This is a genomic window from Nocardiopsis sp. TSRI0078 (assembly GCF_001905145.1).
Classification (GTDB): domain Bacteria; phylum Actinomycetota; class Actinomycetes; order Streptosporangiales; family Streptosporangiaceae; genus Nocardiopsis.
This window is the reverse complement of record NZ_LWLB01000001.1, coordinates 506,834-529,227: the sequence shown is the minus strand read 5'-3', so window position 1 is coordinate 529,227 and position 22,394 is coordinate 506,834. Positions and strand designations below refer to the sequence as shown.

The following is a 22,394-nucleotide window of genomic DNA, read 5'->3' as shown; positions in this document are numbered from 1 at the left end:
ATCAATGATCCGTCGGTACGGTTCCCTGTACCAGGTACACGGAACCGCCGCGTTCAGTCTCGCGGCCTTCGTGGGACGCCTCCCAGTTCCCATGCTCGGGCTGGGCATCATCATCCTCATCTCCACCCTGACCGGCTCATATACGGCTGCGGGCACAGTCGCGGCGATGGCCATGGTGGGTTACGCGGCCGGTGCGCCCATCGCCGGACGCCTCGTGGACCAGTACGGTCAGCACCGAATTCTCCTGGTCCTCTCGATCCTGCACGGGCTCAGCCTTGCCGCTCTGATGGTCGCAGCTGACTCGGGGGCGAGTGTGGCCATGCTCTGTGCCGTGAGCCTGATCACCGGAGCGTCGCGTCCTTCGACGGGAACGATGGTGCGCACCCGGTGGGCGTACGTCCTTGAGCGCGATGACCCTGGAGCGAAGAAGGAAAGGCTCCAGAGGGCGTTTTCCCTGGAGGCGATCCTCGACGAGGTCACGTTCATCTCGGGCCCGATCATCGTCACTGCGTTGGCGACTTCCGTCCACTACCTCGCGGGCCTGTCCGCCTGCCTGGTGATGACCACGGGTGGCGCCGTTGCCTTGGCGCTGCAACGTGGGACCGCGCCACCCGCCAACCGCGTGCGGGGCGGTGGTGGCTCCGCCCTGGCGGTGCCGGGGATGCTTGTCATCGCGGTGGTGATGATGTTCGCGGGGGCGATCATTGGGGTGATCGACCTCTCCCTGGTCGCTCGGGCAGAGGAGGTCGGGACCACGGCCCTGGCCGGCCCGCTCCTGACCGCCCTGGCCGTGGGCAGCATCATCGGTGGGTTGTGGTACGGAAACCGGTCCTGGCGACTGCCGCCGCACACCTTGTGGATTCGTGCGCTCGCGGCCCAGGCTCTGGGGCTCGGTGCCCTTGCGCTCGCGGGCGGTGTGTGGACCCTGGCAGCGGCCACCTTCGTCGCGGGATTGGCCGTCGCTCCCGCCGCCATCTCCGGGGCCGTTCTTCTGGAGCGCCTTCTGCCGCCCCGTTTGCTCACCGAGGCGTTCAGCATCGAGACCACGAGCATGGCCATCGGGGTGGCGCTGGGCGGTTGGGGGGCCGGAATGGTCACCGACTTCCTGTCTCCCACTCACGCGCTCTTGATCCCCTCGGTGTGCGCTCTCGTCGCATGCTTCGTCGCAATGTGCTGCTCACGGTGGCTCAGAGCCGAGGAGCGGGTAGAGGCGGTGTCGGACTCGAGGTAGTGCCGTCTTCACCTACAACACAGAACGGACGATCGAATGCCTCGTCTCCTGATCGGGAACGACTTCACCGAGGAAGTGGAAGAGTCCGGGGTTGAGCGTGAGGTGACCGCGTGCTGGTCGGCCCAGCGCGTCCACTTCCTGGCCCGGGACGGAGACGTCCTACTGTTACCGGCTCCGCCCTCTTCCGGATTCGTGGAATACGTGACCTCGCTCACCGGGGTGGACCCGCGCACACTGCGCACGGTGATCCCTCCAGGTTCCGGGGCGCCCTACGAGGCACTGACGCCGATCCGTCTCGCCGCCACCTCTCTGCGCTCGGAACTCGGGCGGCTGCTCGCGGAACGCTCCGTTGACGAGGTCGTGATGCTTTACCCCGACCCCGTGGTCGCTGAACTCGCCGCCGACCTGGGTGTCGGGGTCTCGGTGGCGGGAGGGGACTTCATCCGGCAGGGCGGTGGTGCCCTGGTCAACAGCAAGGCCGCGTTCAGGGCGCTGGCGGCCGGCGCAGGCGTCCCCGTCGCGGACGGGGCCGTGTGCTCGACTCCAGAGGCTGCCGGGAACGAGGCGCTCAGGCTTTTCGCCTCGGGGCACCCGGTCATGACCAAACACGAGTTCCGGCAAGCGAGCAAGGGCAACGAGATCCTCACTCAAAAGGAGGGGATCATGTCCCGGGGCGCGCCGAAGACCCTGGTCCTGCCCGACGCGCCTTCCGTCGAGGAACATTTCGCCCGGGAGTGGAACCGGTTGACGACCGGTGGGCGCCACAGACTGGTCGTCGAGCGCTACCACCCTGACTCCGCATCGGTATTCGCGGAGTTCCTGCTCAGCGACTCCTGCGTGGAGCTGACCGGGGAAGGGGAGCTCCTCTACGCGCCGTCCCCCGTCGGCCAGGTGCTTCCGATCCGCACCCTGGACTCGTCGATACGCGACCGGCTGGTCTCCGATGCGCGGCGCATGAGCGACTTGCTCCGGGGCATCGGGTACCGCGGCTTCGTGAGCATGGACGCGATCATCACCCCGGAGGGACGCACGCTCTTCACGGAGGCCAACGGCAGGGTCACAGGGTCCACCCACATCTACGCGAGCGTCGGGCGGCGGATCGTGGGGGACGCCTATCCGGGCCACAGGACCCTCATGGAGGTCGTCGGGCTGCGGGTTCCCTCGGTCACCGGGGCTGTCGCGTTGTTGCGCGATCACCACCTCCACTACGACCCGGGCAGTCGGACAGGGGTCGTCATCGCCAATGACGTGCACCCCGTGGACCGCGACGTCACATACTGCGTCGTCGCCGAGGATGTCGAGCGGGCGCAGGAGATACGGGAGCGGGTGACCCACCTGTTCGCGGCGTGGTGATCCCCATCCGATCAGCAGGGGCCGAACCAATCACCTCTGTTCCGCACCACACATCGCAAAAGGAAGGCGATCCATGTCCGATAACAGGAACGACCGCGTCGCCGAACGGTTCCAGCTTATCGCCAATGGTCCGGCTCTATTCAATGCTGTTGTGAGCGGGCTCGAACTCGGCGTGTTCGACTTTCTCGCCAAGAGCCCGGACGCGACAGCGGACGACGTCCAGCGGTTCGTCGGTATACCCCGCCACAAACTGCGTATCCTGATGTTCGCGCTGTGCTCGACCGAGCTGGTGGAACGGGTGGGCGGTCGTTACCGGAACTCGGAGTTCGCCCAGGATAACCTGGCGTCCGCCGCTCCGGACAGCTGGCGTCATATTCTCATCGGATGGCAGCGAATCTACTACCCGGCGTTCGCCCACATGACCGCTGGGCTGAGCCAGGGCACCAATGAGGCCGCCCTGGCTGCGTACGGCGGAACCAGCGGTTCACTGTACGAGCGGCTCTCGGAGGATCCCGAAACGGAGGCGGTGTTCCACACTGCCATGTCCGCCTTCACACTCCGCTCGATGGACAGTCTGATTGAGAGCTCCGCACTGTCTGGCGTCCGGAAGCTTCTCGATGTGGGCGGCGGTGCGGGGACGACGGCGATCCGTTTCCTGGAGCGTTATCCGGACGCCGTGGCCGGAGTATTCGATCTGCCGAGTGTGCTCAGGCAGGCACGGGAAGACCTCCCGGAGGGGGTCGCGGACAGGATGGCCTTCCACCCCGGAGACCTCTTCGGGTCGGACCTGCCCGGAGGATATGACGCCATCCTCTTCAGCCACGTCCTCGAGGTCTTCTCCGAGGAGCGGATCCGCGCCTTGCTGGCCAAGGCCTTCGATGCCCTGCCCTCGGGCGGCAGTGTGGTGCTCTACGGCTACAACGCGACGGACGACGAGACCGCAGGCGTGATCTCGGCGCGGTTGTCGCTGTACCTGAACGTCCTGGCGAGCGGCGAGGGGATGGCCTACCCGGCTGCCGACTACCTGCGCTGGTTGGAGGAAGCAGGGTTCGCCCGGACCCGTTCCTGGTCTGGACTACCGTACGAGCACGGACTTCAGATAGGCATGAAGCCGTAGACTTCCAATCCAGTGGCCGCAGGTTCGGGTCTTGCCGTATGCGCTACAGAACCCCGGTTCAGACGAGCGCGCGGCCTTACCTCCGTAGGGCCGCCGCGTCCTGGTCCCCCGCAAGTGGTCCGGCAAGACCCGGCCGGCCACAAGGCCGATGACGACCAGGCCTGAGCACGTATCGTACCCGCCACCGGTGTGTTCGCGGCCGCCTCGCGGCATGCGGGTTCGGCCACCCCCACATCGTCATGACGGGCCCGACAGGGATTCCTGGACACCCTCGTGCCGCGTGCCGGGCTGCGCCCGGACCGCGCCGGTGACGCGCGACCCGGGTCGAGGAGTCGCTGGCTCGGGTGGTGACTCGGCGCCCGCAACACGAGAGGTCTCTACTGCCCGGCTCGGCGGATGCTCTCGTCAACAGCGCGCGCGAGAGCGGTTGGGTGGCGTCGATGACGGTACCGTCCTTCGGAATGTCATGCCTCCCTTCGTCTGGTGCAGGCGCACGATGAGGTCTCGTTCCGACTGCTTCCCGCCCCGCTCGTCGTCCGGTTGCTCGTCAAGCCGCCGCCTCAACGTCTCGAGGTCGGCCTCGAGGACGAAGACGCCGTCGAAGAGGCCCACGAACTTGGGGAAGTTCCTGGAGCCGCCGCAGAAGAACGTCACTTGACTGCCTTGGCTGGCGACCAGAGCCCTCACCTTGTCGCTATGCCAGACGTGGTGATCGTGCTTGATACCGCCCGTCGGCTCTCCGGTCTCCGGGGCGCCCCTATAGGCCAGTCCGCGGTCGCCATTGATGGCAACGACCCACCCCGCAAGAGCCAGCCAGGACACCTCCCGCGAACCGGCTAGGACCCGAAGAACACGAGCAGGTTATTGAGGTCCTCAACGGCCCGAGGTTCCGGGACAAGCACCCCGACAGGTGTGGGCGGTCCTGTTGGACGAGGGCATCTACCTGTGCTCGGTCTCCACGATGTACCGCCTGCTGCGCGAACGCGACCAGCGCCAGGAGCGGTGCGCCCAAGCCACCCACCCGCCCAAGACCAAGCTGGTGGCCACACGTCCCGAACCAGGTCTGGAGCCATGACATCACGAAACTGCGCGGACCCGGCCCGGGCACGTTCTTCGACCTGTACGTCATGATTGATATCTACCGCCGGTGCGTGGTGCACGGGGAGGCCCATACCCGAGAATCCGGGGAGATCGCCGAGTAGCTCATCGAAAACTCCATCGCGGCCAAGGCGATCCGTTCTGACCACGGTACCGCGACGCCCTCGCAGCCGGTGGCCGAGCTGTTGTCCATGCTCGGCATCACCAAATCTCACTCCAGGCCGAAGACCGGTAACGGCAACCCCTGCAGCGAAGCGCAGTCCAAGACGCTCAAGTACTGCCCGGAATTTCCCGACCGGTTCGGGTCTATCCAGGGCGCCCGCAGGTTCTGCCGGAGATCCTTCCAGTACTACAACCACGAGCACTACCACTCCGGAATCGGGCTACATACCCCTTTCATGGTGCATGCCGGTGCCACGCATGCGATTCAGGACAAGCGCGCGCAGACCATCGAGGCCCTCCGGGCGGCCAACCCCTGGCGGTTCACCCACAGGCCTGTGTTTCCCGGGCTTTCCGAGGCCGCGTGGATCAACGAGCCAGACGGACTAGAGACCGTACCTGCTGTACAGCACGGCTCTGACCTGCGTGAAGCGGCCTGACGATCACTGGTCCGTGCCCGATTGGACCTGAGGCATTCCGACCTCCGGACCGGGGTGTATGACGGGAGACGCGCGCGTCATCCGGAGTCCCGTGCACCCGCTGGCGCACCCCCAACGCGAAGACGGCCCCTGGCGTGCGAGCGATCCTCGCAGGCCAGGGGCCGTCTTTCGAACGGAGCGGATGACGGGAATCGAACCCGCGTTATCAGCTTGGGAAGCTGAAGTTCTACCATTGAACTACATCCGCGTCGCACCCGCCGGGAGTACCGGCTGGCAACGCATGTCATCCTAGCCCAACTCCGGACCCCGTGGGCAACTCGGCGCTGACCACATCCGTACGGGGGACTCGCGACTACGTAGCGTTGTCCCCAGACGATAGGTTCGGAGCGTGCTGCTCTCCGATCGTGATCTCAGGTCAGAAATCGACGCCGGGCGGGTCAGGATCGACCCCTTCGACCCCGGACTCGTCCAACCCTCCAGCATCGACGTACGGCTGGACCGCTTCTTCCGGGTGTTCGAGAACCACAAGTACCCGCACATCGACCCCTCGGCCGAGCAGCCGGACCTCACCCGGCTGGTCGAGACCGACGGCGAGGACGCCTTCATCCTGCACCCGGGCGAGTTCGTGCTGGCGTCCACCTACGAGGTCGTCACCCTTCCGGACGACATCGCCAGCCGGCTGGAGGGCAAGAGCTCCCTGGGGCGCCTGGGACTGCTCACCCACTCCACCGCCGGGTTCATCGACCCGGGCTTCTCCGGGCACGTCACGCTCGAACTCTCCAACGTGGCCACCCTGCCGATCAAGCTCTACCCGGGCATGAAGATCGGCCAGCTGTGCATGTTCCGCCTCTCCTCCCCGGCCGAGCACCCCTACGGCTCCGCGGGCTACGGGTCCCGCTACCAGGGACAGCGCGGACCGACGCCGTCCAGGTCCCACCAGAACTTCATCCGCACCCGGATCAACCCGGAGTAGTCGGGGGAAGACAGGAAAAGCCGTTTACGGTACGGTCATGAATCGGCACTTTCTGTCGCATGACCCGTATGTCTTCTTTATGTGGCGAAGGTCACTCCCTCCCTCCCTGTGGCATAGATCACATATCGGCGCTTCGTGGGGCCGACATCCGCTGCCACAGGTCGACGGACGGTTTTTATGCGGGTTAAACATGTTATTTGCCGGTTATACAGCGCCTGAACTGTGTGTACGTACCTCGGTAAGGTTCGCCCCGACGTGAACCAGGTAGCGGTTCCGCCCCGGTGAGGGGCGCGCAAGGGGGCTCTGCGCAGGCCGACTACCTGTGACAACCGCGGGTCGGCGAAGGGGCGGACTGTGCCCCGCGCGCCTCGCGGCCGGGACAGCCCTCATGAGGAGACCGTGCCAGCAGTACGCGCAGACCACTTGTACAAGGTGTTCGGCAGACAGTCGGGAGCCGCCGTCGAGCGGCTCTCCGACGGCAGCCACCGTGACACCATCGCCGACCTCGACGTGACGGCCGCCGTCATCGACGTGTCGTTCGAGGTCGAACCAGGCGAAATCTTCGTCGTCATGGGCCTGTCCGGATCGGGGAAGTCAACCCTGATCCGGATGCTCAACGGCCTCCTGGAACCCACCGCGGGAACGGTCGAGGTCGACGGCGTGGACATCACCGCCCTCGACAGGAAGAAACTCCTGAAGCTGCGGGGCGAGAAGATCAGCATGGTCTTCCAGCACTTCGCCCTCCTGCCCCACCGCACGGTCCTGGAGAACGCCGCCTACGGACTGGAGCTGCGCGGCGTACCGCGTGCGGAACGCGCCCGCAGGGCCAAGGAGACCCTCGGACTGGTGGGGCTCGACGGCTGGGAGGACAAGCTCCCCCAGCAGCTCTCCGGAGGTATGCAGCAGCGTGTGGGCCTGGCCAGGGCACTGGCCGCCGACACCGACATCATCCTCATGGACGAGGCCTTCAGCGCCCTGGACCCGCTCATCCGGCGGGACATGCAGACCCAGCTCCTGGAGCTCCAGGCGAGCCTGGGCAAGACCATCGTGTTCATCACGCACGACCTCAACGAGGCCATGCGCATCGGCGACCGGATCTGCGTGCTCCGCGACGGCCGCGTCGCCCAGGTGGGCACCGCGCAGGAGATCCTCAGCGAACCCGCCAACGACTACGTCGAACGGTTCATCGAGGACGTCGACCGCACCCGTGTGCTCACCGCCGCCTCGGTGATCGACCCGGACGCCCCCGCGGCCGACCCGTCCGCGCCCCGGGTCGACGCCGACACCCCGGTCGCCGACCTGTACGCCAGCGCGGCCGCCTCCGACCGCCTCCGCGTGGTCGACGAGGACGGCAGCGTGCTGGGCACGGTGACGCGCAACTCGGTGCTCGCCGCGCTCGCGGCCGGAAAGGAGACGCCGTGACACCCGTCGACTTCCCGCCGACCCTGCCGATCGGTGCGGGCTTCGATGCCCTCAACTCCTGGCTCAAGAGCAACTTCGGCCCCGTCTTCGAGGCCATCGCCGTGTTCATCCGCTGGGCGGTGGAGGCCCTGTCGGGGTTCTTCACCGATCCGGCGGCCGGACAGCTCGCCTTCATCGCCGCCGTGATCATCGCCGTCCCGCTGCTGCGGTCCCGGCGCCTGCCGCTGGTGGCCATCGTCGCCGTGGTCTCGGTGCTCTACGTCCTGCACGCGCAGTTCGCGTTCGGCAACACCATCGTCAACAGCCTGCCGCCGCAGCTCTTCCTGTGGGCGATGAACCTGTTCGACCAGCAGTACGTGGACGCCTACTTCTGCATCTCGCTGCTCTTCCTGGTGGCCGTCACCGTGCTGGGAGCGCTCGACAGGGGCACCCGCGTCCGCACCGGCGTCGTCGCCGGCGGCTGGCTGGTGCTGGTCCTGCTCGGCTGGCTCGTCCTCCCCATGCTGGTCACGGCTCCCAGGGCGCTGGTGATGATTCTGCTGCTGAGCCTCCTGGCGTTCTCGGTGGCCGGGTGGCGGATGGGCCTGTTCGGCCTCGTCGCGCTCACCCTGGTGGCGTCGGTCGACCAGTGGACCAACGCCATGGACACGCTCGGCCTCGTGCTCGTGGCCAGCGCCATCGCCGTGGCCATCGCGATCCCGATCGGTGTCCTGGCCGCCTACAGCGACCTGGTCAGCAAGCTCGCCAAGCCGGTCCTGGACCTGATGCAGACGCTGCCCGCGTTCGTCTACCTGATCCCGGCGATCTTCTTCTTCTCCATCGGCGCCGTGCCGGGCGTGGTCGCCACCATCGTGTTCGCGATGCCGCCCGGCGTGCGCCTGACCGAGCTGGGCATCCGCCAGATCGACCGGGAGCTGGTGGAGGCGGGCGAGTCCTTCGGCGCCTCCAGCGGCAGGATCCTCACCGGTATTCAGCTGCCGCTGGCCCTGCCGACCATCATGGCCGGCGTCAACCAGGTCATCATGCTGGGCCTGTCCATGGTCGTCATCGCGGGCATGGTCGGCGCCGGGGGCCTGGGCAGCGAGGTCTACCAGGGCATCACCCGCAACGACGGTGCCCTCGGCTTCGAGGCCGGTATCGCCGTGGTCATCCTGGCGATCTTCCTGGACCGCCTCACCGCGGCCGTCACCCGCAACGGTCCGCGCGCCTCGGCCGCCTGACCCGGGCGCGTACGCACACCAAGGCCCCGCACACAGAAGTTCCCCGAGGGAAGGAATCCCACGATGTACAGCCGCAAGCGCATGACGGCCCTCTCCGCGGCCGGAATGAGCGCCGCACTCCTCCTGACCGCCTGCGGCGGCGGCAGCAGCGAGGACCTGACCGGTCCCGAGGACGGCGGCGAGGACGCCAAGGCGATCAACATCGCGCTGATCGCCTGGGAGGAGGGGATCGCCACCACGCACATGTGGGAGGCCATCCTGGAGGAGAAGGGCTACGACGTCACGATCACCGACGTCGACGTCGCCCCGATGTACCAGGGCGCCGCCAACGGTGACGTGGACCTGTTCCTCGACACCTGGCTGCCGACCACCCACGCCGACTACTGGGAGGACTACGGGGACCAGCTCGAGGACCTCGGCTCCTGGTACGACAACGCCAAGCTGACCATCACGGTGCCCTCCTACATGGAGGACGTGAACAGCATCCCCGACCTGGCCGACCACGTCGAGGAGCTGGACGGCCGGGTCGTCGGCATCGACCCGGGCGCCGGCCTGACCCGTGTGACCAAGGAGGAGGCGCTGCCGGGCTACGGGCTGGACGGCGACTTCGAGCTGGTCGAGTCCTCCACCGCCGCGATGCTCGCCGAGCTGGACTCGGCGATCGCCGAGGAGGAGCCCATCGTGGTCACCCTGTGGCGTCCGCACCCGGCCTACGCCAAGCACGACCTGAAGGACCTGGAGGACCCCGAGGGCCTCATGGGCGAGGCGGAGAGCATCCACGCCGTCGGCCGTGAGGGCTTCACCGAGGACTACCCGGACCTGTCGGGCTGGCTCGAGGGCTTCGAGATGACCGACGAGGAGCTGGCCACCCTGGAGGCCCTGACCGTGTCGGACGACAGCGAGTACAAGGACGACCCCAAGGAGGGCGCCCGCGTCTGGCTCGCGGACAACCCCGAGTTCCTGGAGCGCACCCTGGGCGAGGACGCCGAGGGCCTGGAGTTCTAGAGGCCCTGGCTGTCTTTCCGGAGGCTCTGCCCGCCTTGGGGCTCCGCTCCGCTTCACCCGGAGCCGGGCGTCTTGAAGGCGGGAGCCTTCGGGGCCTCCGGCGGGTTGGCTCGTTCCTCGCGAACCCGCCTCCGGCCCCTCCAGAATCCCGCCGACGCCAGGCTCTGCCCGCCTCGGGGCCCCGCTCCGAGCCGGATCCGGAGCCCGTGTGAACACCGACGGGCTGCTCCCTCTCCGGGGAGCAGCCCGTTCGTGTGTGCGGACCGGGGCGGCGGAGTCGGCCTCAGGGGGCGTAGTAGCCGCCCTGGGCGCCTCCGTAGCCCTGGTTGAGCTGCCTGCTCCTCTCGCGCTTGGGGAGCAGGTACGCGGCGAGCAGGCCGCCGATGAAGCCGAAGAGGTGCGCCTGCCAGGAGACGCCGGGGTACTGGGGCAGGACCCCCCAGATCATCGTCCCGTAGAAGAGGATCACGCAGATCATGATGACGATGTCGACGGTCTTGCGCTCGATGATGCCGCGCAGGACGGTGTAGCCGAAGTAGCCGAAGACCAGCCCGCTCGCTCCCACGGTGAGGGAGGTCGGCGAGCTGAACAGCCACACGCCCACACCGCTGACGACGACGATGATCAGCGTGGTGAGCAGGAGCCGCCCCAGACCGCTGAACGCGACGAGCGCGCCCAGGACGAGGAACGGCAGCGAGTTGCCGATGAGGTGTTCGAGGTTGCCGTGCATGAACGGTGCGGTGAACACGGTCCAGGGCTCCTGGAAGTGCCAGGCGCGCAGGCCGAACCGCTGGTCGAGCGTTCCCAGGAGCAGGACGCTGTCGAGGATCTCGATGACCCACATGGCCGCGAGCATCCCCGCTACGGTCAGGATGGCGGTGATTCTGGACTGCTTCACCCCATCGAGAGTAGAGGACACGGGCTTGCGGTGGTATGTCCGTGGGGCGTGTGGTGCGTAATTGTCCGATGTGCCCGAAGTCGCCCTGATCGCGCTCGTCCGGTTCCGGCGGCACCGCGGGCACGGGTCTGGCGGAGCGGATGGGCCTGGGGACCGCCGGGTGACGGGAAGGGCTCCCGGGGCGCGGTTCCTCAGGAGGTCAGGGAGCGTTTGCGCGGCGGGATGCCCGCCACCGCCATGAAGGACTCGACCTTGGCCGGGCTGGTCAGCCCGGTCAGCGGCAGGTACGCGCGCGAGGTGCGGCGGCTCTGCAGCGAGGGGAAGCGCTTGGGCCGTCCGGCGGTGTCGCACAGCCCGAGCGAGCGGATGCGGCCCGGCAGGACGTGGTAGGAGCCGATGTCGTGGAAGGGGACGCGCACGATGTAGCGGCCGCGCTCGTAGCGGAACTCCCCGTCGGAGACCTCCAGCACGGGCGACTTGATCATGTGGCCGTGCACGGCCAGCCCGGCGCCGATGAGGGCCAGGAGGACGCCGAGGATGATGTTGGCCCAGTGTGAGGGGTCGACCGCGACCGCCACGGCGCCCAGCGCCACCAGAGCGTAACCAGCCCACAGTTCCACGTGCTTGCGGCCCGCGGGGCAGACCAGGCGAACTGTTTCGGACACGGCAGAGGCCTCTCTCGCTGGATGCTGCGTGTGGGATGACGGCGATCGCCGTACGAAACCTTATCTGCTCCGGTGGTACGCGGACGGTGGTTTCGGACAGCTGGATGTGCAGACTTCAGCGCGGATCTGCGTGCTTCCGTGTAGATCGTTCTCTTTGTCGGATCTATCTGATTATCATCGGGTCATCCTACGAATCGCACGTCGAAGTGCGCCGAGGGGTGGTCGTGGAGGTGCCGGGGGCCCCGGCTCGGAGCTTACGCGTTATATGTGAGCTTTGTGGTGGTTTGTCCGCTTTTCTCTGTGTAGTCACGTGGCGTGAATGCGTAGTTAAACAACGTTTACTTTACCATAAACACTGTTGACCAAAGGAAGCGATCCTCAATGCATTTCCGGCTCGTCCGAATCGGGGAGTGCGGGGCATGGCAGGGATCCGGGCTCTGATCTGCGGTAACACCCGTGTTTCCATGGGGGTGGGGATGTGTGTCGGCGGCACGGGGCGATGAGCGCGAACCGGTTGCGGATGGGTCACGAATCCGGCAGTGGGGCTATACAGACATTTCGCTCAATGGTCTTCTGATCGACTAATCGCCTAAGTTCTGCGGGGCGTGTGCGAACCACACAAACCCAGGGTCCGGCTCGTATTAGTGATCAAGGGTGTAACTGATGCACAAACGAAGGAAGACGCTCGCGCTCGCGGCGGCGGGTACCTCCGCGCTGATGGCGCTGACCGCCTGTTCCGGCGGTGGCGGCGGTGAAGAGGGCGAGAAGGAGGTCACATGGGTGATCAACAGCCTTCCCGCCGCGTGGGGAGCCATCAGTAGCGCCGGCGGCAGCGTCTACGTGATCCAGATGCTCTCCGGCGTCATCCCCCACACCGGGCAGTACCAGCCCGACGCCACGTACGAGTACAACATGGACGTCCTCGCCGAGGAGCCCACACTCGTCAACGACAACCCCGACGAGGGCCCGTTCGAGTACAGCTTCACCCTCGCCGAGGACGCGGTGTGGAGCGACGGCACGCCGATGACCGGCGAGGACCTGCGGGTCACCATGATGATGTCCGCGTCCCCCGACGAGGGCTACTGCACCACCTGCGACTCCCGCGGCACCACCCAGGCCGACATGGTCGACGAGGTCGAGGTCGACGGCAAGACCGCCACCTTCAAGCTGAAGGAGGGCCTGGCCGACCCCGAGTGGCGGGGCATGTTCGACGCGCACAGCGTGGCGGGCGGCTTCTACCCGGCGCACCTGGCCGAGGAGCAGGGCTGGGACGTCGACGACCCCGACCAGCTGGGCGAGTACTACACCTGGCTGCACGAGACCCGCCCTGAGTGGTCCGGCGGCCCGTACCAGATCGTGGACGGCGACCTGGAGAACCAGGTCGTCAAGGAGCCCAACCCCGAGTGGTTCGGTGAGACGCAGCCCGCGCTCGACCGCATCATCATGCCGTTCAACACGGAGGAGAGCACCTTCGTCCCCGCGTTCCAGAACGGCGAGATCCACGGCGCCAACCCCGCCCAGTACAGCGAGGACGTCATCACCCAGATCCGGGAGATGGACGACGCCACCCTCAGCGTTGGCGAGGGCAACATCTGGGAGCACATCGACATCAACGTCGAGAACGAGTGGCTCTCCGACGTGGAGCTGCGCAAGGCCGTCTTCACCGCGATCAACCGCGACGAGATCGCCAGCCGCAACTTCGAGGCCGGCTACCCCGACTACGAGCTGAAGAACAACCACATCTTCGGCAGCGACAGCGAGTACTACGAGGACCACCTCTCCGACACCACCCAGGGCGACGGCGACGTCGAGGCCGCCAAGGAGATCCTGGAGGAGGCCGGATACGAGCTGGAGGGCGACACCCTCATGCTCGACGGCGAGCAGGTCGGCCCCTTCCGCCTGCGCAGCACCGACACCGTCATCCGCAACAACTCCGTGCAGCTGATCCAGGCCCAGCTCGCCGAGATCGGCGTCGAGACCACCATCGAGATGACCGACGACCTGGGCACCATGCTCGGGGAGCAGGACTACGACATCGTCCAGTTCGGCTGGAGCGGCAGCCCCTACTTCGCCTCCAACGCCGAGCAGTTCTGGCACTCCGAGAGCACCAGCAACTTCGGCGGCTTCTCCGACGAGGAGATCGACGAGTACGCCGAGGCCTCCGGCACCGCCTCCTCCCTGGACGAGGCTGCGGAGAACGCCAACGCCGCGGTGGAGGCCGTCGTCCAGCAGGCCTACGTCCTGCCGATCGTGGCCGAGCCCAACTACTTCTTCGCCAGTGACAGGCTCGTCAACGTTGAGGACAACCTCCAGTCCAGCTACCGCGCCACCTACAACATCGGTGAGTGGGACATCGCCGAGTAGCTCGGCACAGGCCCATGGCCCGGGCCCGGGACATCCTCCCGGGTCCGGGCCGGTCCTCGTCCACCCCTGAAGGATCACACCCATGCTCGTTTACACGGTGCGGCGCGTCCTGGGCTCGATACCCATCCTGATCCTCGCGTCCGTGCTCACCTTCGTCCTGATCGACGTCTCCGGAGACCCCCTCACCGAGCTCAGGATGCAGCAGCCCCCGCCGGACCCCTCGGTCATCCAACTGCAGGAGGAGCGCCTCTACCTGGACCGCTCCATGCCCGAGCGCTACTGGCTCTGGGTCACCGGCATCGGCGGTAACGGCGACATCGGACTGCTCCAGGGCGAGTTCGGCCCCTCCACGCAGAGCAACTCCTACGACATCGGCGCGAACATCGCCGAGCGGCTGGGGGTCACCCTGCGCCTGGTGGGCGCGGCCATGGTCTTCGCCCTGGGCCTGGCCATCCTGGCCGGTGTCGTCAGCGCCATGCGCCAGTACTCCAAGCTCGACTACACCCTCACGTTCATCGGCTTCCTGGCCCTGGCGATGCCCGTCTTCTGGTTCGCGGGCATCATGCAGCAGGCCGGAGTCGCCTTCAACGACCTGGTGGGCGACCAGGTCCTCGCCACGATCGGCGACGGCGTCTACCAGGCGCAGGGCGAGGACCTGTGGGGCAGGATCACCAACGCCTTCGCCTACATGACCCTGCCCACGATCGTGCTGATGCTGACCAGCTTCGCCTCGTGGAGCCGGTACCAGCGGACCTCCATGCTCGAGGTACTCAACAGCGACTACGTCCGCCTGGCCCGGGCCAAGGGCCTGCCCAACCGCGTCGTCATCCGGCGCCACGCGCTGCGCACGGCCCTCATCCCGCTGACCACGGTGGTCGCCGTCGGCATCGCCGGGATCATCGACGGCGCGGTCCTGACCGAGCGCGTCTTCCAGTGGCGTGGCCTGGGCGAGTTCTTCATCACCGCGGTCGAGAAGAACGACTCGTACGCGCTGATGGCGTGGCTGCTGCTCAGCGGTGTCATGGTCATCCTGGCCAACCTCATCGCCGACCTCCTGTACGGCGTGCTCGACCCGAGGATTCGCTATGAGTGAGAAGAGGGCGCCCGCGGCGCCGCCGAGCGCCGACGCCGAGAGCGTCGGGGGTGTCGAGCGCACCCAGCTCCAGATGATCCTGTCCCGGTTCCTCAGGCACCGGGCCGCCATGATCAGCCTGGTCGTCTTGGTCGCCATCATCGCGGCCGCCTTCCTCGGCCCGTTCGTCTGGCGCTGGGACCACACCGTCCACCTGGAGATCCCGCCGAGCGTGCCGCCGGGCGCCGACCACCCGCTCGGCACCACCACCGCCGGGCACGACGTCCTGGGCCAGCTCATGCGCGGAGCCCAGCAGACGCTCAAGGTCGCGTTCACGGTGTCGATCATGGGCACCGTCGTCGGCTCCCTGTGGGGCGCCACCGCGGGTTACTACGGGGGCCGTGTCGACTCCCTCATGATGCGCGTCGTGGACGTGTTCATGATCGTGCCGCTGCTGGTGATGGTCGCCGCGATCGCGGGCAACGCCCGGGCCGGCACCACCTGGTACGCGGTCGCGCTCATCATCGGGTTCTTCTCGTGGGCGCAGATCGCCCGCGTCGTGCGCGGCGTGGTCCTGTCCCTGCGCGAGCAGGAGTTCGTGGAGGCGGCGAGGGCCGCGGGGGCCTCGCCCAGCTGGATCATCGTCCGCCACCTGCTGCCCAACGCGGCCGGACCGATCATCGTCGCGGCGACCCTGCTGATCGCCGTGGCGATCCTGCTGGAGGCGGGTATGTCCTTCCTCCAGTTCGGCATCCAGCCGCCCGACATCTCACTCGGGCAGATGATCGGCGACGCGCGCACGGCGGCCTCCACCCGGCCCTGGCTGTTCTACCCGCCGGGTGTACTGCTGGTGGTGATCTGCCTGACGATCAACTTCATCGGCGACGGGCTCCGCGACGCCCTCGACCCACGACAGAGCATGGTGCGGCGATGACCACGACTGACCACATGAGCAACGAGGAGACCGTCCCACCGGGAACCGGCGACGTGGTGCTGGAGGTCCGGGACCTCAGCGTGACCTTCCCCTCCGACGACGGGCCGCTGCCCGCCGTGCGCGAGGTGTCCTACGTCCTGCGCCGGGGCGAGGCGCTGGGGATCGTGGGCGAGTCCGGATCGGGCAAGTCCGTGACCTCCATGGCGATCATGGGACTGCTGCCCAAGAACGCCCGCGTCGAGGGATCGGCGAAGGTCCTGGGCCAGGAGATCGTCGGACTCAAGGACGCGCAGATCAGCAAGGTCCGCGGCAACAAGATCGCGATGATCTTCCAGGACCCGCTGACCTCGCTCAACCCCGTCTACACGGTCGGCTACCAGATCGCCGAGGCCGTGCTCGCGCACCGCAAGGTGGGCAAGAAGGCCGCGATGGCCCGCGCGCTGGAGCTGCTGGAGCTGGTGGGCATCCCCAACCCGGAGCAGCGGCTCAAGCAGTACCCGCACGAGCTGTCGGGCGGTATGCGCCAGCGCGTGGTGATCGCCGTCGCGATGGCCAACGAGCCGGACGTCATCATCGCCGACGAGCCGACCACGGCCCTGGACGTGACCGTCCAGGCACAGGTCCTGGAGGCCCTGGAGGCGGCGCGGAAGGAGACGGGCGCCGCGCTGGTGCTGATCACCCACGACCTGGGTGTGGTGGCCGGGCACGTCGACCGGATCGGCGTCATGTACGGCGGCCGCATGGTGGAGATGGGGCCGGTGGAGGAGGTCTTCTACCGGCCGCGGATGCCCTACGCCCTGGGCCTGCTGGGGTCGCTGCCCCGGCTGGACGAGGACCGGAGCGAGCGGCTCACCCCCATCATGGGGACCCCGCCCTCCCTGCTCGCCCTGCCCCGGGGGTGCGCGTTCGCGCCGCGCTGCCCGATGGCGCGTTCCGTCTGCCACGAGGAGGAGCCGCGCCTGTTGGCGACCGACGAGAACGGGGAGCGGGTCCGCGTCCCGGTGGAGGACACCGACGCGCACACGGCGGCCTGCCACTTCAGCGAGGAGCTGGAGAACGCCCAGCCCACCGACCTGTTCAAGGGGACGGCGGTGGACGCCGACACCGTCGAGGCCGTGGACGAGGAGGAGAGGCAGGCCGAGGAGGCGCTCGCCGAGGTCGGCGGCTCCTCGGACACCGCCGACGGGAGCGGCAGGGAGGCCATCCTGACCGTCAGGGACCTCGTGAAGCACTTCCCCATCCGCTCCAAGGGCCTGCTCAAGAGGAGGATCGGCGAGGTCCAGGCGGTCTCGGGGATCTCCCTGGACCTGTACGAGCACGAGACGCTCGCCCTGGTCGGCGAGTCCGGGTGCGGGAAGTCCACCACCGCGCGGCTCATGCTCCAGCTGATCAAGCAGACGTCGGGCGAGATCGGCTACAAGGGGCAGGCGCTGCACTCGATGTCCCCGCGCCAGATGCGGCCGCTGCGCCGCGACCTCCAGCTGGTGTTCCAGGACCCGTTCGCCTCCCTGGACCCGCGCATGACGGTCTCGGACATCATCGCCGAACCGATGCGGATCCACGGCGAGCGCAACGGCGGCGCCAAGAAGCGGGTCAGGGAGCTGCTGGAGCTGGTGGGCCTCAACTCCGAGCACGGCTCGCGCTACCCGCACGAGTTCTCGGGCGGGCAGCGGCAGCGCATCGGCATCGCCCGCGCGCTGGCGCTCAATCCCAAGGTGCTCATCCTGGACGAGCCGGTCTCGGCCCTGGACGTGTCCATCCAGGCGGGCGTGATCAACCTGCTGGAGGACCTCCAGGACGACCTGGGCCTGTCGTACCTGTTCGTCTCGCACGACCTGTCGGTGGTCAAGCACATCGCCGACCGGGTGGCCGTGATGTATCTCGGCAAGATCGTGGAGACGGGCACGACCGACCAGCTGTTCAGCGCGCCGGCGCACCCCTACACGCAGGCGCTGATCTCGGCCATCCCGCTGCCGGACCCGGTCAAGGAGCGGACGCGGGAGCGGATCGTCGTCACCGGCGACGTGCCCAGCCCGGCGAACCCGCCGTCGGGCTGCCGGTTCCGGACCCGGTGCCCGAAGTTCGCCGACGAGCTGTCGGAGAACGAGCGCGTCAAGTGCGTGGAGGAGCCGCCGGAGCTGCTGGACCGGGGGACCGGCCACCAGGACGCCTGCCACTACTCGCGGGCGGTCGAGCTGTTCTGACACGCCCCGTGCGGCGGTGGACCCGGCGGGCCGGTGCGGGGGCGCGAGCCCCGGCGCCGGCCCGCCGCCGTGTGCGCCGCATCGCCGCCGTGCGCGCTGGCCGGAAGCGGACACGGTGCTCGCGTAACGGGACGCGTTCCCGCCCGTCACCGGGGCCGCCGCGCCGCCTCCCGGCCGCCCTTCGGCGGCGACCCGCGCGGGAGGTCCTGGAACCGGGGGTGCCGCACAGGTTAGGGTTCGGTGCCCTTTACCGTTTGTCACCGGTAGGAGACGAAGAGTTGAGAACCTCCGTTAATCCCTGGGCCCCCGCGTCCGGACGGCGCTCCGGGAGCCGTTCCGGAAGCCGTTCCGAGGGCCGTCGCGGCCCCGCCTGGGCGGTCACCGCCGCGCTCGTCGCGATTCCGCTGCTGCCGGTGGCGCCGCCGGGCGCGTCCCCGGCCCACGCGGACACGGACGCGGCCGGGGAGCGCCTGGCCGACCTGCGCGAGGATATCGACACCCTGCTGCGGCACTCGTCCCTGGAGGGCGCGGTGTCCGGTGTGGTCGTCACCGACCCCGACAGCGGCGAGGTGCTCTACTCGCGCGACGGCGCGGAGCAGCTGCTGCCCGCGTCCAACATGAAGCTGTTCACCGCCGCGGCCGCCCTGGAGGTGCTGGGCGCCGACCACACCTTCTCCACCGAGGTGATGGCCGAGGCGGGCCCCGGCCACCGGCGGTCCGTGGAGAACCTGTACCTGGTCGGCGGCGGCGACCCGACCCTGTCCGAGGACGACCTGGACGGGCTGGCCGCGGACGTGGCGGCCTCCGGGGTCAGGGTCGTGCGGGGAGGCGTGTACGCCGACGACACCTGGTTCGACTCCGATCGCCTCGTGGACGACTGGTGGCCCGAGGACGAGCCGTACGCCTACTCGGCGCAGATCTCCGCCCTCACGGTCGCCCACGGAGAACGCCACGACACCGGTGTGACGGAGGTCGTGGTCTCACCGGGGAAGGCGGGAAAGCCCCCCGAGGTCGACCTCGGCGCGGCCGAGGGGTACGCCGAGCTGGACAACCGGGCACGCACGGGCGCGCCGGGCAGCGGTGGCACCCTGTCCGTCGACCGCGTGCTGGGCACCAACACCATCACGGTGAGCGGCACGATGCCGGCGGACGGCGCCCCCGTGTCCGTCCTGCGCACGGTGCACGAACCCGCCGGGCTGGCCGGCCACCTCTTCGAGCGGGCGCTGGAGCGGCACGGGGTCAGGGTCGTGGGCGGAGTGGAGTCCGGCGACGCGCCCGAGGGGCGGTCCGGCGCCAGGGTCCTGGCCGACCATGAGTCCCCCACACTGGGAGAGATCCTCGTCCCGTTCATGAAGTTCAGCAACAACGGGCACGCGGAGATGCTCGTCAAGAGCATCGGCAGGGAGGTCGCGGACGAGGGCAGCTGGGACGCCGGGCTCGCCGGTGTGGAGAGCGCCCTGACCGGGCTGGGCGTGGACACCTCCGACCTCGTCCTCAACGACGGCTCCGGCCTGTCCCGGGGCAACCTGGTCACCGCCGACACGGTCGTGGACCTGCTCACGCGCTCGCGCGGGGCCTCCTGGTACGGGGCCTGGAGGGAGTCCCTGCCGGTGGCCGGTGAGAGCGACCCGTTCGTGGGCGGCACCCTGAGGTACCGGATGGGAGGCACCGCCGCCGCGGGCGTCGTGGCGGCCAAGACCGGGACCATGACCGGGGTGAGCGCCCTGTCGGGGTACGTGCCCGGGGCGGACGGCGGCGAGCTGGTGTTCAGCATCGTCAACAACGGCCACAGCGGACCGGCGCCCAGGGGCGTGCAGGACGCGATCAGCGTCCGGCTGGCCGAGTACGTGGGCCACGGGTCCGCGGCCGGCGTCCGTCCGCAGAGTGCCCGCGTGGAGGGCACGGGGGAGATGGAGTGCTCCTGGGAGCTGGCCTGCTGACGTGCTGACCTGCGGGGGCGCCGGCGTGTGTACGTGCCGCGGGTCCGGGCCGCCGGACCGCTGATCCACCCTTCGGGTGCAAGGGCCACGGGGACGCTCTCCGTGGCCCTTCCGGGTTTTCCACAAACCGGATCCGCTCCGCCTCACGGGCTCCGGGGGTGGCATCGTGGAGACGGCGGCGCCGCCCCCTTTTGCACCGATCGCGCCGTACCCCCTGATCGCCTCCTCCGCCCGTGCGGAGGCCCCCGGAAAGAGAGCGCCCGGTCGTGTCCTACATCGGCGAGGGAATCTCCCAGATCCTGTCCCTGCTCGTGTTGCTCGGGCTGCTGTTCGGTCTGGGCGTACTGGCCAGCCGGATGATGGACGTCCCGTTCAGCGTCCCGCGGCTGGCGCTCGCCGGGGCCCTCGGCATGGTGCTGGGCGGGCCCGCCGCCCCGCTCCTGTACTACGGCTCCCTCCAGCGGTTCGCGGAGTCCGCGCCCGGGAGCGAGCCGCTGCCCCAGGGCTTCCTCTCGCTCCTGCTGCTGCTCACGGCCGCCACCGCGATGCTGGTCTTCGTCGCCCTGGAACTCGCCTTCCCCCGGAGTGCCCGGATGCGGCCGGTCCAGGCGGTCCGGTCGGTGCTGGACTGGTTCGGACGGATGCGCCGGTACCGCCAGATCACGTGGATCCTCGCCAGGCACGGGTTGTGGGGTTACGTCACCGGTCGCAGGGACGACGGCGGGGACACCTCCGGCCAGCGCCGCCTGGCCCGGTCGCTGGCCCGCTCCATGGAGGAGGCGGGGGTGGTGTTCGTCAAGCTCGGGCAGGTGCTCGCCACCCGGCGCGACCTGCTGCCCCCGGCGTTCGTGGAGGAGTTGGGGCGGCTGCACAGCGAGGTGGCACCGGTGCCCGCGGCCGAGATCCGCCGGGTCGTGGAGCGCGAACTGGGCCGCCCGCTGGACGAGGTGTTCGAGGACTTCTCCGCCGAGCCCCTCGCCGCCGCGTCCATCGCCCAGGCGCACACCGCACGGCTGCACGGAGACGAGGAGGTCGTGGTCAAGGTCCAAAGACCCGGGATCGGCCCGGTCGTGCACCGCGACCTCGACATCATCCGGCGGTTGGCGCTGCGCTTCGACACCTCCACGGACTGGGGCCCGGCGATCGGCGTGGTGGACCTGGCGGACGGGTTCGCCGAGGCCCTCCGGGAGGAGCTGGACTTCGAGGTGGAGGCGGCCAACATCGCCGCCGTCGCCGAGGCCGCGCACGACTCGCCGGTGCGGGTCCCCAGGGTGTACGAGGCCTACACCTCCAGGTGCGTGCTCGTCATGGAGAGGCTGCACGGCGTCCCCGTCGGCGGGGCAGAGGCCGGCCTGGCCGACACCGACGGGCACGAGCTGGCCACCACCCTGTTGGTCTGCCTGCTCGAACAGGTGATGCTCAGCGGGATCTTCCACGCCGACCCCCACCCCGGCAACATCCTGCTGCTCGACGACGGCGGAGTGGGCCTGCTCGACTACGGGTCGGTGGGCCGCCTGGACGGACAGACCCGTGAGTCCCTCCAGCTGATGCTGCTCGCCCTGGACCGCACGGACGCGGTGCTGCTCACCGACACCCTGCTGGACGTGGTCACCGATCCCTCGGACGTGGACGAGGAGCGGTTGCGGCGCGCCCTGGGACAGTTCATGGCGCGTTACATGCACCAGGGGATGGCCGCCAGCATGCGGATGTTCACCGAGCTGCTGCTCATCGTCACCCGGTTCGGCCTCACCCTGCCCGGCGAGCTGGCCGCGGTCTTTCGGGCTCTGGCCACCCTGGAGGGCACGCTGGTGTACCTGTCACCCGGGTTCGACACGGTCACCGAGGCCAGGCGGTTCGCCGAGGCGCGTATGTCGGAGCGCTTCAGCGGGGAGAGCCTGCAGGACCTGGCGATGGGAGAGGTGGTGGCGATGCTGCCCACGCTGCGCCGCCTGCCGCGCAGACTCGACCGGATCACCGACCAGCTGCACAAGGGCAGGTTCACCGTCCGGGTGAGGCCGTTCGCGCACCCGGAGGACCGTCACCTGGTCAGAGTGCTCGCGCACCGGGCCATCCTCACCGTCCTGGCGGTGGCCACGGGGCTGATGTCGGTGGGACTGTTCAACGTCACGGAGAGCCCGCAGACGGGATGGCAGGACATGTCCGCGCGTGCGCAGGTGCTCAACGCCTCCGCCTGGCTGCTGCTCGCGGTGGCGGGGCTGCTGGTCCTGCGGCTGCTGGTGGGCATCTCCCAGGACGGTGACCGGGGGAGGGGGAGGGGCCGAAGGTGAGGCACCGTCTT

The 22,394-nt window shown here is 68.6% G+C and carries 18 protein-coding genes and 1 tRNA gene; 15 read left to right on the top strand and 4 right to left on the bottom strand.

The window, feature by feature from the left end; genetic code table 11:
• The first annotated feature begins 4 nt into the window (after positions 1 to 4).
• The 3 genes from A6A08_RS02435 to A6A08_RS02425 all read left to right on the top strand — a co-directional run bounded on the left by A6A08_RS02435 (position 5) and on the right by A6A08_RS02425 (position 3,701).
• On the top strand, positions 5 to 1,231 hold the full coding sequence (locus A6A08_RS02435) for an MFS transporter (protein WP_143181636.1): 1,227 nt from the start codon (positions 5 to 7) through the stop codon (positions 1,229 to 1,231).
• A 36-nt stretch (positions 1,232 to 1,267) separates the two neighbouring features.
• Positions 1,268 to 2,584 carry a peptide ligase PGM1-related protein gene (locus A6A08_RS02430; protein ID WP_073700822.1) on the top strand — a complete coding sequence of 439 codons (1,317 nt, stop codon included), beginning with the start codon at positions 1,268 to 1,270 and terminating at the stop codon, positions 2,582 to 2,584.
• A gap of 73 nt (positions 2,585 to 2,657) precedes the next feature.
• On the top strand, positions 2,658 to 3,701 hold the full coding sequence (locus tag A6A08_RS02425; RefSeq protein ID WP_073700821.1) for a methyltransferase: 1,044 nt from the start codon (positions 2,658 to 2,660) through the stop codon (positions 3,699 to 3,701).
• A 405-nt stretch (positions 3,702 to 4,106) separates the two neighbouring features.
• Here the strand turns inward: A6A08_RS02425 and A6A08_RS02420 are convergent, their stop codons facing one another.
• The gene (locus A6A08_RS02420; protein WP_073700820.1) at positions 4,107 to 4,523 is read right to left on the bottom strand and encodes a hypothetical protein; all 417 of its coding nucleotides are present in this window, start codon (positions 4,521 to 4,523) and stop codon (positions 4,107 to 4,109) included.
• A 103-nt stretch (positions 4,524 to 4,626) separates the two neighbouring features.
• Here A6A08_RS02420 and A6A08_RS27855 point away from each other — a divergent pair, with 103 nt between their 5' ends.
• The gene (locus tag A6A08_RS27855; RefSeq protein WP_158069247.1) at positions 4,627 to 4,776 is read left to right on the top strand and encodes a hypothetical protein; all 150 of its coding nucleotides are present in this window, start codon (positions 4,627 to 4,629) and stop codon (positions 4,774 to 4,776) included.
• A 196-nt stretch (positions 4,777 to 4,972) separates the two neighbouring features.
• The gene (locus A6A08_RS02415) at positions 4,973 to 5,398 is read left to right on the top strand and encodes an integrase core domain-containing protein (protein ID WP_073700819.1); all 426 of its coding nucleotides are present in this window, start codon (positions 4,973 to 4,975) and stop codon (positions 5,396 to 5,398) included.
• 176 nt (positions 5,399 to 5,574) lie between these two features.
• Here the strand turns inward: A6A08_RS02415 and A6A08_RS02410 are convergent.
• Positions 5,575 to 5,645, bottom strand: a tRNA-Gly gene (locus A6A08_RS02410).
• A 141-nt stretch (positions 5,646 to 5,786) separates the two neighbouring features.
• Between A6A08_RS02410 and dcd the strand changes: the two genes are divergently transcribed.
• From dcd to A6A08_RS02390, 4 genes are all read left to right on the top strand, one after another.
• Positions 5,787 to 6,371, top strand: coding sequence for a dCTP deaminase (gene dcd, locus A6A08_RS02405; RefSeq protein ID WP_073700818.1), 585 nt, complete (start codon positions 5,787 to 5,789; stop codon positions 6,369 to 6,371).
• Positions 6,372 to 6,794: 423 nt separating this feature from the next.
• Entirely contained in the window at positions 6,795 to 7,793 is a 999-nt protein-coding gene (locus A6A08_RS02400; protein WP_073700817.1) for a glycine betaine/L-proline ABC transporter ATP-binding protein, read from the top strand.
• Positions 7,790 to 9,013, top strand: a complete 1,224-nt coding sequence (locus A6A08_RS02395; protein WP_073700816.1) for a proline/glycine betaine ABC transporter permease — start codon at positions 7,790 to 7,792, stop codon at positions 9,011 to 9,013. Before A6A08_RS02400 ends, A6A08_RS02395 begins: the two co-directional genes overlap by 4 nt.
• Before the next feature lie 63 nt (positions 9,014 to 9,076).
• Complete coding sequence (locus A6A08_RS02390) at positions 9,077 to 10,018, top strand: glycine betaine ABC transporter substrate-binding protein (protein ID WP_073700815.1); 942 nt, start codon at positions 9,077 to 9,079, stop codon at positions 10,016 to 10,018.
• A 283-nt stretch (positions 10,019 to 10,301) separates the two neighbouring features.
• Here the strand turns inward: A6A08_RS02390 and A6A08_RS02385 are convergent, their stop codons facing one another.
• Together A6A08_RS02385 and A6A08_RS02380 are read right to left on the bottom strand one after the other, a co-directional pair.
• Complete coding sequence (locus A6A08_RS02385) at positions 10,302 to 10,916, bottom strand: rhomboid family intramembrane serine protease (protein WP_073700814.1); 615 nt, start codon at positions 10,914 to 10,916, stop codon at positions 10,302 to 10,304.
• A 191-nt stretch (positions 10,917 to 11,107) separates the two neighbouring features.
• Positions 11,108 to 11,581: a hypothetical protein gene (locus A6A08_RS02380; RefSeq protein WP_073700813.1), complete on the bottom strand. Its 474-nt coding sequence runs from the start codon at positions 11,579 to 11,581 to the stop codon at positions 11,108 to 11,110.
• A gap of 663 nt (positions 11,582 to 12,244) precedes the next feature.
• On the opposite strand from A6A08_RS02380, the gene A6A08_RS02375 reads away from it, so the two are divergent.
• The 6 genes from A6A08_RS02375 to A6A08_RS02350 all read left to right on the top strand — a co-directional run bounded on the left by A6A08_RS02375 (position 12,245) and on the right by A6A08_RS02350 (position 22,383).
• On the top strand, positions 12,245 to 13,945 hold the full coding sequence (locus A6A08_RS02375; RefSeq protein WP_073700812.1) for an ABC transporter family substrate-binding protein: 1,701 nt from the start codon (positions 12,245 to 12,247) through the stop codon (positions 13,943 to 13,945).
• An 82-nt stretch (positions 13,946 to 14,027) separates the two neighbouring features.
• Complete coding sequence (locus A6A08_RS02370; RefSeq protein WP_073700811.1) at positions 14,028 to 15,038, top strand: ABC transporter permease; 1,011 nt, start codon at positions 14,028 to 14,030, stop codon at positions 15,036 to 15,038.
• Positions 15,031 to 15,951, top strand: coding sequence for an ABC transporter permease (locus A6A08_RS02365; RefSeq protein ID WP_073700810.1), 921 nt, complete (start codon positions 15,031 to 15,033; stop codon positions 15,949 to 15,951). The genes A6A08_RS02370 and A6A08_RS02365 overlap by 8 nt, the downstream gene beginning before the upstream one ends.
• Positions 15,948 to 18,155 carry an ABC transporter ATP-binding protein gene (locus A6A08_RS02360; RefSeq protein ID WP_073700809.1) on the top strand — a complete coding sequence of 736 codons (2,208 nt, stop codon included), beginning with the start codon at positions 15,948 to 15,950 and terminating at the stop codon, positions 18,153 to 18,155. The genes A6A08_RS02365 and A6A08_RS02360 overlap by 4 nt, the downstream gene beginning before the upstream one ends.
• A 404-nt stretch (positions 18,156 to 18,559) precedes the next feature.
• Positions 18,560 to 20,095 carry a D-alanyl-D-alanine carboxypeptidase/D-alanyl-D-alanine-endopeptidase gene (gene dacB / locus A6A08_RS02355; RefSeq protein ID WP_073701066.1) on the top strand — a complete coding sequence of 512 codons (1,536 nt, stop codon included), beginning with the start codon at positions 18,560 to 18,562 and terminating at the stop codon, positions 20,093 to 20,095.
• A gap of 266 nt (positions 20,096 to 20,361) precedes the next feature.
• A complete protein-coding gene (locus A6A08_RS02350; RefSeq protein WP_073700808.1) occupies positions 20,362 to 22,383 on the top strand; it encodes an AarF/ABC1/UbiB kinase family protein in 2,022 nt (673 codons plus the stop codon).
• Positions 22,384 to 22,394 lie beyond the last annotated feature (11 nt).

Bases quoted from the DNA above. Each gene is read 5' to 3' on its own strand.
- A6A08_RS02435 (WP_143181636.1), top strand. From the start codon at position 5: ATGATCCGTCGGTACGGTTCCCTGTACCAGGTACACGGAACCGCCGCG.
- A6A08_RS02430 (WP_073700822.1), top strand. From the start codon at position 1,268: ATGCCTCGTCTCCTGATCGGGAACGACTTCACCGAGGAAGTGGAAGAG.
- A6A08_RS02425 (WP_073700821.1), top strand. From the start codon at position 2,658: ATGTCCGATAACAGGAACGACCGCGTCGCCGAACGGTTCCAGCTTATC.
- A6A08_RS02390 (WP_073700815.1), top strand. From the start codon at position 9,077: ATGTACAGCCGCAAGCGCATGACGGCCCTCTCCGCGGCCGGAATGAGC.
- A6A08_RS02375 (WP_073700812.1), top strand. From the start codon at position 12,245: ATGCACAAACGAAGGAAGACGCTCGCGCTCGCGGCGGCGGGTACCTCC.
- A6A08_RS02370 (WP_073700811.1), top strand. From the start codon at position 14,028: ATGCTCGTTTACACGGTGCGGCGCGTCCTGGGCTCGATACCCATCCTG.
- A6A08_RS02365 (WP_073700810.1), top strand. From the start codon at position 15,031: ATGAGTGAGAAGAGGGCGCCCGCGGCGCCGCCGAGCGCCGACGCCGAG.
- A6A08_RS02360 (WP_073700809.1), top strand. From the start codon at position 15,948: ATGACCACGACTGACCACATGAGCAACGAGGAGACCGTCCCACCGGGA.